Annotated in this window: 1 rRNA gene; it reads left to right on the top strand. The window is 52.9% G+C overall.

The features are described 5' to 3' along the window. Positions 1-227, top strand: a 23S ribosomal RNA gene (locus PV403_RS25255); the annotation flags it as partial.

Below are 227 nucleotides of genomic sequence, written 5' to 3'. Positions count from 1 at the left end.
ACCGGGATGGACATACCGCTGGTGTACCAGTTGTTCCGCCAGGAGCATCGCTGGGTAGCTATGTATGGAAGGGATAAGCGCTGAAAGCATCTAAGCGCGAAGCCCACCTCAAGATGAGATTTCCCAACTAGTAAGACCCCTTGAAGACGACGAGGTAGATAGGCTGGAGGTGGAAGTGCAGCAATGCATGGAGCTGACCAGTACTAATCGGTCGAGGGCTTATCCTA

This window comes from Paenibacillus sp. GYB006, from assembly GCF_036577645.1.
Lineage (GTDB): Bacteria > Bacillota > Bacilli > Paenibacillales > Paenibacillaceae > Paenibacillus.
The sequence above is the reverse complement of the archived record's forward strand: the minus strand, read 5'-3'. Positions and strand labels throughout refer to the sequence as shown.